Genomic DNA, 14,795 nt, shown 5'->3' on the forward strand with positions numbered 1-14,795 from the left:
TTCTTTCCTCGGCAGGGGTAACGCGCCGATGAACTAACTGCCAACAGAAACTAAGGAGCGAAAGTACCGCTCCCAAGTTTCAGTAGGCAGTGGATTTCATCTCTGCTAAGGGCACCCCTTTGGTGCTCAAAGTGTCCGTTGGACACTTGAAAAGAGCCACCCACCCCTTCTCCGCCTGTCTTTCCGCTGGGTTTAGAAAAAAGTGCCGCAGATTAGTTTTTGGCTTCAGTTGGCTGGAACTTTCACGAACCATACCGCTTAGTCCATATCTGCCCCAGGCCAGTGTAACCTGCGGAGAAACAGGCAGAGGAGGCCGGAGGCTCTTTCCGAAAGCGCTGAGGGGTGCCCTTAGCAGAGGTAAAATCCAGCCTCTACGCAGACTTAAGCGCGGTACTTTCGCGCTTTAGTCGAAGTTGAGGCTTAGTTTACCGGCGCGTTACCCCGCCGAGGAAAGAGCCTCCGGCCTCCTCTGCCGTCCCCTTGCTTTCACCCTGAACTGCCGCAGGAATCCTGGACTTTGGCAGCAGGACCCTGTAAAGCATTACAGGAATACCGGTCTTAGGCGGCAGGACCCTGTAAAACACTGCAGGAATCCCGGCCCCTGGCGGCAGGACCCTGTAAAACACTGCAGGAATCCCGGCCCCTGGCGGCAGGACCCGGTAAAACATTGCAGGAATCCCGGCCCCTGGACGGCAGGACCCGGTAAAGCATTGCAGAAATCCCGGCCCCTGGCGGCAGGACCCGGTAAGGCATTGCAGCAGAACTCCTGTCGGCCGGCAGGGAATCCGGCGCTGGCCTCAGGGCCCTTACAGGTCCTTGCGGGAGGCCGCTCCTTTGTGAAAATGAAACGCAAATTTAGTCCACCCCCTCATTTCTATTTGTTTTTTACCACAATAAAGTTTATAATAGAAACTGCAAAATAATTTCTATAATATAGTCCGTAACAGGATAAACTATAATGAAGGAAGTGCAAATATATGTATAAACTTGATTTTACCCATCCGGTCTCTGTATATTTTGTAGGCATCGGCGGTGTCAGCATGTGCGGGCTCGCGGAACTGCTGGCTGACGCCGGTTTCCAGGTATCCGGCTCCGACCGCAGTCCCAGTGCTCTGACCGACATGCTGGAGTCAAAAGGGATTACCGTATTCTATGGACAACGCGCCGAAAATATTACTGATTCCATTGACTGTGTGGTCTTCACCAGCGCCATTCATCCCGATAATCCGGAATATATTGCCGCCCATGAGAAGAAGCTTCCCTGTCTTACAAGAGGTCAGCTTATGGGGCAGATTATGAAGAATTATCACACCCCAATCGCCGTCAGCGGTACCCATGGCAAGACCACCACAACCTCCATGGTCAGTGAAATCCTTCTGGCAGCGGATACGGATCCCACGCTCTCCATCGGCGGAATTCTGAAGGATATCGGCGGGAATATGCGCATAGGCAAATCCGGCTATTTTGTGACGGAGGCCTGTGAATACACTAACAGTTTCCTGGATTTTTCTCCTAAAATAGGAATTATTCTGAATATCGAGGAGGATCATCTGGACTTTTTCAAAGATCTGGCAGACATTCGTTCTTCTTTCCGAAAGTTTGCCGGGCTGCTGCCCGGGGACGGCTGTCTCATTGTCAATGGAACCATCGAGAATGTTCAGGAAATAACGGATAACCTGGCCTGTCGTGTCATCACTTTCGGCATGGATGCCAATTCCGATTATTATCCCACCGATATTCGTTACGACGAAGCCGGACATTCCGAATTTATTCTGCATGATTCAAGGGGCCGGGAGCGGAATTTTGCACTGCAGGTCCCGGGCGAGCATAACATCAGCAATGCCATGGCTGCCATTGCTCTGGCCGACCTGCTTTCTATCGACAGCACCGTCACAGCCGAAGCACTCCGCCGTTACAGCGGCACAGACCGCCGTTTCGAATATAAGGGAACCATCGGCGGTGTCACTGTCATTGACGATTATGCCCATCATCCCACTGAAATCACCATGACCCTCAGGGCTGCCGCAAATCATAAGCATAACAGGTTGTGGTGTGTGTTCCAGCCGCATACCTATTCCCGGACAAAAGCATTTCTGAAAGAATTTGCACAGGCGCTGACACTGGCGGATAAAGTGGTTCTGGCAGATATTTACGCGGCCAGAGAAACGGATACGCTGGGGATCAGCTCCGAAACCCTGCAGCATGAAATTCAGGCCCTGGGAAAAGAATGTTATTATTTTCCCACTTTTGATGAGATAGAAATTTTTCTTCTGGAAAATTGCATAAACGGTGATATGTTGATAACCATGGGAGCGGGAGATGTGGTAAAAATCGGTGAAAGCCTGCTGGGGAAATAATTATCCACAATATCCACAGTCAGAACAGAGAACTGTCGCTTCTCTGACTGTGGATAAAGAGTTCTCCCCAATATCGGCAGACCATGCCTTTTCCAATATTATCCACAATATCCACAATATCCACAATTTGGCTGCTTCTCTGAGAACTACTGTGAATTCAGCCAAATTGACTATTTCTTTTTCAAAAACCTTATGCTATACTTTTTCTACTGCGCAGAATGGGTAATTCGGCAGGAGAAGCCGTCTGGCCCGTCGCCTGCGGAATTAAGACAGGGAGTGTGTGACAATGCCTTTTTTGACAATATACAGGGATGAACAGGTAAATTCCACCGTTGTTCCCAATCAGTTTATTGATGATTATATGAAGGATGCCAATGATGCCCAGCTGAAAGTATATCTGTATCTGCTTCGCATGATGAATGCACATCAGGCTACCAGTGTATCCGATATTGCGGACAAGTTTAATCACACGGAAAAAGACGTCATCCGCGCCCTCAAATACTGGCAGAAGCTGCAGCTTCTGGATCTGGACTACGACAGCGGGAAAAACCTTACGGGAATTCATATCCGGGATCTGGATACCCCGGCAGAATCATATGCCGGACGCGGTACCGGCTCTGTATCTTCCTTTATTCCCGAACCTGTTCTGTCCGGTTCCGCAGGATTCCCGGACGAGAAGGACGGACCTCCCCAAAGCGCCGGGATACCTCCTGCCGCACCTGCTTCCGACGACAGAAGCACTTCCTATGAGAAGCCGTCTTATTCCGCCGATCAGCTTCGGGAGTTTAAGAGCCGTCAGGATACCGCACAGCTTCTGTTTATCGCGGAATCCTATATCGGAAAGCCTCTCACGCCCTCGGAAATCAAGACAATCCTTTATTTTACGGATGTTCTGCATTTTTCCGACGATCTGATTGATTATCTGCTTCAATACTGCGTGGACAAAGGCAAAAAGGATTTTAAATACATAGAAAAGGTAGCCGTCAACTGGGCGGAAGAAGGAATCTCCACACCAAAGCAGGCCCGGAAAACTGCCTGCCGCTATGATAAAAACATTTATACGATTATGCGCGGGCTGGGCAAGGATGGCTCTCCCACAGGCCGGGAACTGGAATATATCAATCGCTGGCTGAAGGAATACGGTTTTTCCACCGATATTATTCTGGAAGCCTGTGAGCGCACCGTCCTGGCCACGGACAAGCACCGCTTTGAATACGCTGACAGTATCTTATCCAGCTGGAAGCGTCAGAATGTACACCAGAAGTCGGATATACGCGGAATCGATGATTTATACCGACAGCGAAAGAAGCCTCAGTCTCCCTCAAAACAGACCAATAACCGTTTTAATCAGTTCCCCCAGAACAACTATGATTTCGATGTGCTGGAGCAGGAGCTTTTAAGCAATTAATTTTTATCGGCCAAAATCACCTGCAGTTACAGGAGCGAAGGTGGAAACATTATGGCACCTTATAATACAGAAGGAGAATCGCAGTGGCACTCAGTAATTCCCAGTATGAAGCAATCATAAAAGAATACGAGCGCACCCGGTATTCCAACCATATTCTCACGGAAAACCGCCGTGAAGAAGTCTACAGGACAATTCCCGGCTTTCAGGAGCTGGCAGAATCCATAAGTTTTCTTTCCGTGGACAGCGCACGCCGTATGCTGGAAGGGGACGAGCTCGCACAGAAAAGTCTGCATGATAAATTGCAGGAAATTGTCTCCCGTCAGAGAAAGCTGCTGACACAATATGGCTTTTCCGCAGATTATCTGAAACCTGTCTGCAATTGTGCTGACTGTGGTGATACCGGTTACATTATTCTGGACAATGGTACCAGAGAAAAATGCCATTGTTTCAGACAGCAGGAAATTCGGCTTCTCTATGCCCAGTCTCACATTCAGGATATGATTGAGAGGGAGAATTTCTCCACCCTTTCCTATCAGTACTACCAGGGTGATGATTTACGCCGTTTTGAAGCCGCCGTACAGTTGAGCAGGAAATTTGTACAGAATTTCAACGATGAATATGAAAACCTTTTCTTTTATGGTACCGTGGGTACAGGAAAAAGTTTTCTGTCAGGCTGTATCGCGGGAGAACTTCTGCAGCAGGGCCATTCCGTAATTTATTTCAGCGCTGCAGGCTTATTCGATATGCTGGCCCGTTATTCTTTTGACGCGAAGTCAAAAGAGCTGTTATATGATTTATGTGAAGATTTATATGGCTGCGATCTGCTGATCATTGACGATCTGGGAACAGAGACCACCAACGGCTTTATTACTTCTCAGCTGTTCTCCTGTCTCAATGAACGTTATCTGCGCAGAAAAGCCACTTTGATTTCTACCAATTTAACGCTGGAAGAACTTCGGGATCGATATTCCGACAGAATCTTTTCCCGTATTACAAGTCATTTCGCGTTATGCAAGCTCACCGGAGCGGATATCAGAATACTGAAAAAAAGGCTGGCAAAATAGCTTTACACAATTCTATGAAAGGATAAATACGTATGGGAAACCGCGAAGAAAAAAGGAATCTGGAGACCATTCCCGTAGGCTCACTGGGAATCATAGCATTGGAGGGCTGCCGTCCTCTTGGTGAAAAAATTGATCAGTATCTGGTCAGATGGCGGGCAGAAAGGGAAAGCGAGCACAAGGATTCACTGGCTTTTTCCGGCTATCAGAGATGCTCTTATCTGTTAAAGACAAAAGTGCCCCGGTTCGGTTCCGGCGAAGCCAAAGGAATGATTCTGGAATCGGTCCGCGGACACGATCTGTATCTGCTGGTCGACGTATGTAATCATTCTCTGACCTACAGGCTGTGCGGTCAGGAAAATCATATGTCTCCGGACGATCATTACCAGGATCTGAAACGAATTATCGCCGCTGTGGGGGGCAAGGCCCGGCGAATTACTGTGATCATGCCCTTTCTGTATGAAAGCCGTCAGCACAAGAGAACCAACAGGGAATCTCTGGACTGTGCGCTGGCTCTGCAGGAGCTGGTTCAGATGGGTGTGGACAATATCATAACCTTTGACGCCCATGACCCCAGAGTACAGAATGCCATTCCGCTTCACGGCTTCGAGACGGTACAGCCCGCCTATCAGTTTATCAAGGGTCTGCTCCGGCATGTGAGAGATCTGAAGCTGGACGCCGATCATATGATGGTAATCAGTCCTGACGAAGGCGGCATGAGCCGTGCCATCTATATTGCAAATGTTCTTGGCCTGGATATGGGCATGTTCTATAAAAGGCGGGATTACACCAGAGTCGTAAACGGCCGCAATCCCATTATCGCCCATGAATTTCTGGGTACCAGCGTGGAAGGCAAGGATATGATTATCATCGATGACATGATTTCCTCCGGCGACAGTGTGCTGGAAGTGGCCGCTGCGCTGAAGGAACGAAAAGCACACAAAATTTTTGTGTTTGCAACCTTTGGCCTGTTTACCAGCGGATTCGATAAATTCGACAAAGCTTTCGAAACCGGGCTCATCGACAAAGTGCTGACCACCAATCTGATCTACCAGGCACCTGATCTCCTTCAGCGGGAATGGTATATCAATTGCGACATGAGCAAATATATTGCCTATATTATCGACACGCTGAACCACGATTCCTCCATCAGCGATCTGCTGAATCCAAATGAAAGGATTCAGAGCATCCTGACCAGATACAAAAACGGCACCCTGTACCCCGCATAACCAAAAGGAGTCTGACATGAACATTTCCAGAATTTACCGCAAACGATTTATTCCGGCTGAATGTATTCTGTTAAAGGATGATATTATTGTCATGCAGGACGAAGAGGTCATTGTCACAAAGTGGACTACTCTGAATTCCAAAACCGCTTTTTCCCACGGCTGTTCCTGTTATTTTCTGGCTGACGGAATCAAACTGAGCAAGTTTTATCGCAGCGACAATACACTGCTGTACTGGTACTGCGATGTTGTGGAATATACTTTTGACCCGGATGGAACCACTCTGACTGTCACAGACCTCCTTGCAGATGTGGTTGTCCAGCCGGAGGGAACTGTGGAAGTGGTGGATCTGGATGAACTGGCGGAAGCGCTGGACCGCGGTCTGATCACAAAAGAGCAGATGACCTCATGCCTGCGCAATCTGAATCATCTGCTCTCTCTGATATATCGTGATAAATTTGACAGGCTGCAGTCACGTCTGAACAGCCTGGGACTGTGAGCGTGCAGTCAACAACCCCGCTGCTTGCAGCGGGGTTGTTGACCCTCGCGACATTTCGCCAAATGGATGCTGCGCGCATCCGCCTGGCTCATTGCCCGCGGAAATCAGTAGAAAATATGGCCTCCGATGCTGATACCGCTCAGCCCTTCGATGGGCGTCCTGAAATAGACACAGTTTCCTACATTGCTGATACCTGACATGGCCTCTTCCGCCGCTCTGTAACAGTCGTTATTGGCAATGTCCGCAGCCAGCGCAAGGTCCAGCCGCCCGCTGGCTACCGGTGAAAACTGTCTGTTCTGATAGATAACTCCCAAGACGGTATCCGGATACTGGGAACTCAGCACGCGGTTGATAACCACGCTGCCCACTGCCACCTTTCCCTCGTAGGGCTCAGCGCCGGCTTCACAGTAAATCAGATTGGCCAGCAGCTTCTTATCCCCTTCCGCAAAGCTCACTTCCGAAATATCCCGCCATACGCCGTTGGCCGCTGCCTGGGACTTTGCTATTTCTTCTGCAAGCACCTGCTTCAGGTATTCCAGATCTTCCTCTTTTTCCTTAATCTGTGCTTCATAGGCCAATGCCTTCTTCTCCGCATCGGATATCTGATTTCCATATTTTGCGATGGAATTAGATGTCTGATTAATCATGCCGGAGACCTTGTCCCGCTCCTCCTGAGCCTGGGCCTGCAGAGCCTCCAGTTGAATCTTCTCTTCCTGAAGTCTTGCCTCGCTCTCCTCAATGAGGATTCTGTTCTCTTTGTAGGCTTCCAGCATTTTCTGATCGTATGCCACCATTTTTTCAATCCGATCCGCCATATTCAGCACTTCAGAAAAGCTGCCCGCCGACAGCAGAACCGTCAGATAGTTTTCCTCCGGCTGCTCATACATACAGCGCACAAGTATTACCATACTTTCATACTGCCACGCTTCCGTCGCTTTGGCCTCATCCAGAGCCGCCTGTGTGTCTGCGATTTCCTGTTCCTTTTCCCTGATCTGACTCTCCAGATTCTCCAGATTCTCCACCACCGAGGAAAGCTGCGAATTCAGATAATTCAGTTCCTTTTCCAGCGTATCCCGCTTACCCTCCAGCTGGTCCAGATTATCCTGCGTTTTATTCAGTTCATCCTCAAGATCATCTTTTTCCCGCTGGGTCTTGTTGATTTTATCACGGGTCGCAGTTATAGCCGAAACCCATCCCGGACCGGCCACAGAATCCACCGCGCCGATCAGAAGTGCCACAGCGGCAAGCACTGCCATCTTCTTCCAGATCTTCAACCCATACACCGCCTTTCACAGTGTAATTATTTCGTTCCGAAAATGCGGTCACCCGCATCTCCCAGCCCCGGTACAATATAGCCGTGGTCATTCAGCTTCTCATCCAGGGCCCCCACATATATATCCACATCCGGGTGCTCCTCCTGCATGGCTTCAATTCCCTCCGGCGCCGCAATAATACACATAAAATGAATATTCCTGCAGCCTTTTTCCTTCAGCATCCGGATAGCCGCCACGGAAGAGCCTCCGGTAGCCAGCATGGGATCCACCACAAATACCTCGCGCTCCGCACAGTCGGCCGGCAGTTTACAGTAATACTCCACTGGCTTTAATGTGTCGGGATCGCGGTAAAGTCCGATATGTCCCACTCTCGCGGCAGGAATCAGAGAAAGCATTCCATCTACCATACCCAGGCCTGCCCGCAGAATCGGAACAATAGCCATCTTCTTGCCCCGCAGTTCCTTAGCCATGGTTTTGCAGATAGGCGTCTCAATTTCCACGTCCTCCAGTTTCAAATCCCTGGTTGCCTCATAACAAATCAGCATGGCAATCTCGCCTATTGTCTGCCGAAAGTCCTTTGTTCCGGTCTCCTTTCTCCGGATGAGACCGATTTTGTGCTGAATCAGCGGGTGATCCATGATGACTACATTTGCCATATTTCTTTCCTCCTCATTTGAGTTCCGTAACAACCTTCCAAACGTATCCCTGTCGAAGAACTTTTATATCTTTTCTATCAGCTGAACTCTCCTTAAATGACGTTCTTCCCCGGAGAAAGCCGTATTCAGAAATACATCCACGATTTCCAGAGCCAGATTCTCACCCACAATGCCGGCCCCCATGGCAAGCATGTTGGCATCGTTGTGAAGCCGGGTCAGCTTTGCGGAAACACTGTCCGCACACAGAGCACAGCGAACTCCCGGATGCCTGTTGGCCGATATACTGATTCCGATGCCTGTGGTGCAGATTACAATCCCCTTTTCACATTTTCCTTCCGCCACGGCCTTCGCCACAGCATGCCCAAATACAGGATAATCGCAGCTTTCCTCACTGTGACATCCCATATCTTCATAAGGAATGCTTTTCTCCTCCAGATACTGAATCACTTTCTGTTTCAGTGCAAAACCACCATGATCACTTCCGATTGCTATCATAACCTGTCAATGCCTCCATACTTTATATTTTAACCCACCTTCCAAAATCGAACAAAAGATGGTCTTCCCCTGGTCAATGCATGACTCATGGAGCCCCGGCAACAGACATCCGGATACGGTCGTACCCATACCCCAATGCCTGCTTACAGTCTGACAACCCGATGTCCCGCCGCCTTCAGCAGTCGATTCATAATCGCCTGTCCCAGTCCCTGACTGGAAAAGCTCTCCGAATAAATGCTTGTCACCTGTTCATCATCAAAATCCCGCAGTACAGAGAACAGATTTCTGGCAATGCTTTCTTCATCTTCACGACTCCCAATACATTTTACCACATCTGCATGGTATTGTTCAAGTAATTCCTCTGTTCCGAGTATCCCTGTTTTTTCCCCTGCTTCTTTGTCCAGAGCCGTCTGTCTGTTGATATATTCCGTTACCTGCCCGGATGTTCCCTCCACAATCACCAGCCGGCCCATGGGAGCATAGTGGCGGTATTTCATCCCGGGTGCTTTGGGCGTTATCCCGCTGTCCGGTTTTATCAGGGTAATGTCAATATCCGTCTCCTTCAGCACCCTGTCCAGCATTTCTCTCGTGACATAGCCTGGCCGCAGAATTCTCGGCGGCTCCACCGTCATGTCCAAAACCGTGGATTCCAGGCCGATTTCTACCTGGCCTCCGTCCACAATCATCTCTATCCGGCCGGCCATATCTTCCAGAACGTATTTTGCACTGGTTGGACTGGGCTTCCCGGAGATATTGGCACTGGGCGCGGCAATGTAACCTCCGGCGCAGGCAATCAGCTTCCTTGCCGCCGGATGAGAGGGAAAGCGGACCGCCACTGTATTCAGTCCTCCTGTAGTTTCCGGTGGCACCATTTCCGCTTTCGGCAATATCATGGTGAGGGGTCCCGGCCAGAAAGCTTCCGCCGCCCTGACCGCGGCAGCCGGCAGCTCTGTCACAATTTTTTCGATATCTTCCAGCCGACAGATATGGACAATCAGCGGATTATCTGACGGCCTTCCCTTTGCGGCATAAATCTTCCGGGCTGATTCCGGATTCAAGGCATCTCCGCCCAGACCATACACTGTCTCCGTAGGAAAGGCTACCAGTCCGCCTCTCCTGATAATTTCTCCGGCCCGCTTCAGTCCTTCCTCTTCTTCGGGGGAAAGCGTCCCGCAGTTTTGCCTTATTTTTATCACTTCTGTATCCATTATTCCAACACTTTCCAAACGGATTCACCGATTTCCCGCTTTTCTCTTTTTATGTCTGTACCATTTTACCATTCTTCCGGGCGAATGACAAGGCGAAAAGTCCCTTGTAAAATTATACACGAATATTTCCCTGTCTCCACACATATCTATTATAAAGAAAAAGTGACAAGATAAAAGCTTAAGGGGATTATGGATGAGTGCTAAAACAAAAATTGTTGTACTTCACATGAAAGAGCTGATTTATACCGGAATATTTGCTGTTCTGGGAATCCTGTTTGTTGTCCTGCTGATTATGATGTTTCTGCCGGATAAGGACAAAGACGGCACCCCCGGTCAGGAACCGGATATTGCGGAAACCGCCTCTTTATACATACCGGGCATCTATACCACAGAGCTGGTACTGGGCACCCAGTCCATCGATGTGGAGGTCATTGTGGATAAAGATTCCATCACCTCCATACGCATGGTCAATCTGAACGATGCTGTCACCACCATGTATCCGCTGCTCCAGCCCACCTTTGATTCTATCTGCGAACAGGTCTATGACCAGCAGTCACTGGAGCACATTACCTATACTTCCGACAGCAAATACACTTCCCTTGTACTGCTGCAGGCAATTCAGAATTCCCTGGATAAGGCCTCCGTGTCCTCCGCACAGGAATGACTTCACTCCGTCGGGGAAAACGGACTGAGCAGCCGGGGCCGGAGCGCTGAACAATCTGCATACACAATATGGCATCCTCATATTTCATGGTCCATATTCTGTATACATGATCCTCAGTGCCCCAGCCCCGTAAGTTTCCATGCCCCATTCCCGCCGCAAAAGCGAGACTCATGGGGTCTTATTCTGTATTTCACAGCTTCTCAAGCTCCTGCATCCACAGGCTCACGCACGCGTCGGAGGGCATGCGCAGATCCCCTCTGGGCGACAGCGCCACGCTTCCCACTTTGGGACCGTCCGGCAGACAGGAGCGCTTAAACTGCTGTGTGAAAAATCTTCTGTAAAATGTCTTCAGCCATTTTAAAATAACGGTATCTTCATATTCACCTGCAAAAGCCTGCTTCGCCACACGATACACCTTCGCCGGGGGGAATCCGCAGCGCAGCATATAGTACAGGAAGAAATCGTGCAGCTCATAAGGGCCCACCAGGTCCTCGGTCTTCTGCGAAATCACCCCGTCCACAGGCGGCAGCAGTTCCGGACTCACCGGCGTGTCCAGCACATCACAGAGCACAGCCGACAGTTCCGTGTCGCTGCAGGTATCCGCATAGTATTTTACCAGATGACGCACCAGGGTCTTCGGCACACCTGCATTGACACCGTACATGGACATATGATCTCCGTTATAAGTGGCCCAGCCCAGAGCCAGCTCCGACAGATCTCCCGTACCAATGACAAGACCGCCGTGCCGGTTTGCCAGATCCATCAGCACCTGAGTCCTCTCCCTGGCCTGTCCGTTCTCATAAGTCACATCGTGGTTGGAGCTGTCCTGTCCGATATCGCGGAAATGAACCTGAACCGCTTCTCTGATATCCACTTCCTCCAGCGTAACCCCCAGAGTATGTGCCAGCCTGCACGCATTGTCCCAGGTTCTGTCCGTGGTGCCGAAGCAGGGCATGGTCACGGCAAATATGCCTTTCCTGTCCAGTCCCAGCAGGTCAAAGGTCCGGACAGTGACCAACAGGGCCAGTGTGGAGTCCAGACCGCCTGACACGCCGATTACCGCTGTATGAAGTCCCGTATGTTCGAATCTCTTTTTCAGGCCATGGGACTGAATGGATAAAATTTCCTCACAGCGTCTGTCTCTCTCCTCCTGCTTCCCCGGCACGAAAGGCAGGGGCATGAACTTACGGTCCAGACGGTCCTCCGTCACTTCCAGCCGGAAAGGCACTTTCACATAAGCAGCTGCCGGTTCCTGACCGAAAGTTCCCATGCGCCTTCTGTCCGACAGAATTCTCTCTATGTCAAGATCACTGTAAATCGTCTCGCATCCGAAATTTTTCACCTGGGCAAGTACAATTCCGTTCTCCGCAATCAGATTGTGTCCGCCGAACACCAGATCCTGGGTGGACTCTCCCTCTCCCGCCGAAGTGTACACATAACCGCAGATCAGACGTGCGCTGGAGGATTTCACCAGAAGCTCTCTGTACTCGTCCTTCCCGATGGTCTCGTTGGAGGCGGAAAGGTTCACAATCACAGTGGCCCCCTTCATGGCGTGGTCCTTGCCCGGAGAATCGGCCACCCACAAATCCTCGCAGATTTCGCATCCTACCGTAAGTCCGTGCATGGTTTCACATGCAAACAGCAGATTGGTTCCGAAGGGAATCGTTTTCCCCTCAAAGGAAAAGGGGACAGGTTCCCTGTTTCCGTCGGTAAAATGCCGGCCCTCATAAAATTCCGCATAAGAAGGGATATTGGCCTTCGGGACAAATCCCAGAATCTCTCCTCTCCAGAGGGCCGCCGCCGCATTGTACAGCCGTCCCTCCCGCTCTATGGGCAGCCCCACCATAACCAGCGCATCCTTATCCTTCGTATGCGCCGCTATCTCCAGAAGCTGCCGGGAAGCTTCCTGCAGCAAAATCTGCTGCAGAAACAGATCCCCGCAGGTATAACCCGTAATACACAATTCCGGGAAGACGATAATCTTCGCCCCTGCGGCACATGCTTCCTCCATCCTCTCACAGATAATCCGCCCGTTATACACAGGGTCCGCCACCCTGATTTTCGGCGTCACCGCCGCCGCCTTGATAAATCCCTGCTTCATATTCCTCCTGTTTCATTCCCCGATGTGCATGTCCTTTGCACGATACTGACTACCTGCTTTTATGGTACAGTTGTTTCAGTTCTTCCACACTGAACTTATACTGTTTATTACAGAAATGGCAGTTTACCTCGATCTCCTGTCCTTCGTCTATCATATCATGAAGCTCCTGCTTTCCCAGGCTGATCAGCACTTTTTCAATCCTGCTTCGGTCACAGTTACAGGTAAAGGCCGCAGGCATGACCTCCGTTATCTCACAGTTGAGACCTTCCAGGATACATTCCAGCATCTGCTCCGGCGTCTTTCCTTCGTCCAGCATGGCCGTCACGGAAGTGATCCGGCTCAGATTCTCCTCCAGCCTGGCAATCACCCCTTCCTCCGCAAAGGGCATCAGCTGCACGATAAACCCCCCGGCCTGTTTTACCGTATTGCCCCGCTCCATCAGCACGCCCAGCCCCACGGAAGAGGGCACCTGCTCGGAGGTGGCGAAATAATACGTCAGATCTTCCGCAATTTCTCCTGTCTGCAGTAAAGTCTGCCCAACATAGGGTTCTTTTAATCCCATATCCTTAATGACCCTCAGGGTTCCCTGACCGATGGCCCCGCCCACATCCAGCTTTCCCGCGGCGCTGGCCGGGAGAATCACATCCGGCACTGTGGCATATCCCTTCACGTTTCCCCGGGAATCCGCCGTTACCATCAGTCCCTGCATGGGCCCGTCTCCCTTGATCTGCAGGGTAAGCAGATCTTCCTCCCCCTTCAGCATACTCCCCATCATGACACCGCCGCACAGCAGCCGCCCCAGCGCCGCCGTGACCACCGGGCTTGTATTATGTGCCTGTCTCGCCTTCTCCACCACGCCTTTCGCTGTGCAGGCAAAGGCACGAATCTGCGCCTCCCCAGCGGTGGCGCGCACAATGTAATCCGTCATTTTCTGCCTTCTTTCTGTGTGTTGCTCCTGCTTTGTTCCTCTCTCTTGTCACATATGCTCTGTCTCTTAAGAATCTCTTCGTTTGCCCTGCTCTCTGGCTACCACATATACCCGCTCGCTCTGTTCTGTAACCGTCTGACCGGTGTCTGCGTCCATGACTTCCACTATTGTCATGCCGGCCTGCTTTGCCAGTCCTGTCATCTGTTCCACGGTATATCCCCGCTGAAAATGTGTCTCCGTAAACCGCCGGAAATGTTCTCCTTCTTCCCTGACAAATACCGTCAGATCATACTCATTCATTTCCTCTTCATCATCATAAAAATTCTCCCAGATAAAGCTGCAGTCCTCGCGATTCTCAGCAATCGTTGTGTTTCCAATGACTTCCCGGTACTTATATACCGTATTAAAATCAAAAATGAAGATGCCGCCGGGAAAAAGATAGTTGTTGACCAGGGAAAACACTTCCGCCAGCTCATCCTCCTCCAAAATATAATTCAGCGAATCACACACACAGAACACTGTTCCCACCGTACTGTACAGCTCCAGTTCCCGCATGTCCTGCTGCAGATAGAGGATTTCCGAACCGCTTTTTTCCTTTTTCTCCATGGCAATATTCAGCATATCCCCGGAGACATCCACCCCCAGCATATCATATCCCTTCTGATACAGGAGCTCTGTCAGTGTCCCCGTTCCGCAGCCCAAATCTAATACCAGATTCTTCTCCGAATCCAAAACGCCTTCCGCGTCCCGCTCCGGCCCTGACACACCGTACTTTCGAATCAGGGTATCCAGACGCTCCGCCCACTGTTCATAGGGGACGTTATCCATCAGTCCATCATAAACCCCTGCAAAATCCTGATACATCTCCGTCTCCGCCCTCAATTCTTCTATTCCACTCTGTTCCTTTTCCCTCGCCGG

Annotated in this window: 13 protein-coding genes; 6 read left to right on the forward strand and 7 right to left on the reverse strand. The window is 50.5% G+C overall.

What is annotated here, in order from left to right; all coding sequences use genetic code 11:
- Positions 1-977: 977 nt before the first annotated feature.
- From murC to NSB25_RS09905, 5 genes are all read left to right on the forward strand, one after another.
- On the forward strand, positions 978-2,357 hold the full coding sequence (gene murC, locus NSB25_RS09885) for a UDP-N-acetylmuramate--L-alanine ligase (protein ID WP_103239500.1): 1,380 nt from the start codon (positions 978-980) through the stop codon (positions 2,355-2,357).
- Between the two features lie 286 nt (positions 2,358-2,643).
- On the forward strand, positions 2,644-3,765 hold the full coding sequence (locus NSB25_RS09890; protein WP_103239499.1) for a DnaD domain protein: 1,122 nt from the start codon (positions 2,644-2,646) through the stop codon (positions 3,763-3,765).
- Positions 3,766-3,848: 83 nt separating this feature from the next.
- The gene (locus NSB25_RS09895; protein ID WP_103239498.1) at positions 3,849-4,829 is read left to right on the forward strand and encodes an ATP-binding protein; all 981 of its coding nucleotides are present in this window, start codon (positions 3,849-3,851) and stop codon (positions 4,827-4,829) included.
- A 32-nt stretch (positions 4,830-4,861) separates the two neighbouring features.
- Complete coding sequence (locus NSB25_RS09900; protein ID WP_103239497.1) at positions 4,862-6,055, forward strand: ribose-phosphate pyrophosphokinase; 1,194 nt, start codon at positions 4,862-4,864, stop codon at positions 6,053-6,055.
- A gap of 16 nt (positions 6,056-6,071) precedes the next feature.
- Positions 6,072-6,551, forward strand: coding sequence for a ribonuclease FAU-1 family protein (locus NSB25_RS09905; RefSeq protein ID WP_103239496.1), 480 nt, complete (start codon positions 6,072-6,074; stop codon positions 6,549-6,551).
- A 104-nt stretch (positions 6,552-6,655) separates the two neighbouring features.
- Here the strand turns inward: NSB25_RS09905 and NSB25_RS09910 are convergent, their stop codons facing one another.
- The 4 genes from NSB25_RS09910 to NSB25_RS09925 all read right to left on the reverse strand — a co-directional run bounded on the left by NSB25_RS09910 (position 6,656) and on the right by NSB25_RS09925 (position 10,184).
- Positions 6,656-7,825 (reverse strand): cell wall hydrolase, encoded by a 1,170-nt coding sequence (locus NSB25_RS09910; RefSeq protein WP_242982391.1) that lies wholly within the window; start codon positions 7,823-7,825, stop codon positions 6,656-6,658.
- Between the two features lie 26 nt (positions 7,826-7,851).
- Positions 7,852-8,481: a uracil phosphoribosyltransferase gene (upp, locus tag NSB25_RS09915; RefSeq protein WP_103239495.1), complete on the reverse strand. Its 630-nt coding sequence runs from the start codon at positions 8,479-8,481 to the stop codon at positions 7,852-7,854.
- A 63-nt stretch (positions 8,482-8,544) separates the two neighbouring features.
- The gene (gene rpiB, locus NSB25_RS09920; protein ID WP_103239494.1) at positions 8,545-8,976 is read right to left on the reverse strand and encodes a ribose 5-phosphate isomerase B; all 432 of its coding nucleotides are present in this window, start codon (positions 8,974-8,976) and stop codon (positions 8,545-8,547) included.
- Positions 8,977-9,119: 143 nt separating this feature from the next.
- Positions 9,120-10,184: an L-threonylcarbamoyladenylate synthase gene (locus NSB25_RS09925; protein WP_103239493.1), complete on the reverse strand. Its 1,065-nt coding sequence runs from the start codon at positions 10,182-10,184 to the stop codon at positions 9,120-9,122.
- A 193-nt stretch (positions 10,185-10,377) separates the two neighbouring features.
- On the opposite strand from NSB25_RS09925, the gene NSB25_RS09930 reads away from it, so the two are divergent.
- Positions 10,378-10,848, forward strand: coding sequence for a hypothetical protein (locus tag NSB25_RS09930; protein ID WP_103239492.1), 471 nt, complete (start codon positions 10,378-10,380; stop codon positions 10,846-10,848).
- A gap of 190 nt (positions 10,849-11,038) precedes the next feature.
- Here NSB25_RS09930 and NSB25_RS09935 read toward each other — a convergent pair whose 3' ends face one another.
- The 3 genes from NSB25_RS09935 to NSB25_RS09945 all read right to left on the reverse strand — a co-directional run bounded on the left by NSB25_RS09935 (position 11,039) and on the right by NSB25_RS09945 (position 14,741).
- Positions 11,039-12,949: an NAD(+) synthase gene (locus NSB25_RS09935; RefSeq protein WP_103239491.1), complete on the reverse strand. Its 1,911-nt coding sequence runs from the start codon at positions 12,947-12,949 to the stop codon at positions 11,039-11,041.
- A 49-nt stretch (positions 12,950-12,998) separates the two neighbouring features.
- Positions 12,999-13,877: an Hsp33 family molecular chaperone HslO gene (gene hslO / locus NSB25_RS09940; protein WP_103239490.1), complete on the reverse strand. Its 879-nt coding sequence runs from the start codon at positions 13,875-13,877 to the stop codon at positions 12,999-13,001.
- A 66-nt stretch (positions 13,878-13,943) separates the two neighbouring features.
- Positions 13,944-14,741 carry a class I SAM-dependent DNA methyltransferase gene (locus NSB25_RS09945; RefSeq protein ID WP_103239524.1) on the reverse strand — a complete coding sequence of 266 codons (798 nt, stop codon included), beginning with the start codon at positions 14,739-14,741 and terminating at the stop codon, positions 13,944-13,946.
- Between the last annotated feature and the right edge of the window lie 54 nt (positions 14,742-14,795).

This window comes from Acetatifactor muris, assembly GCF_024623325.1.
Classification (GTDB): Bacteria; Bacillota; Clostridia; order Lachnospirales; family Lachnospiraceae; genus Acetatifactor; species Acetatifactor muris.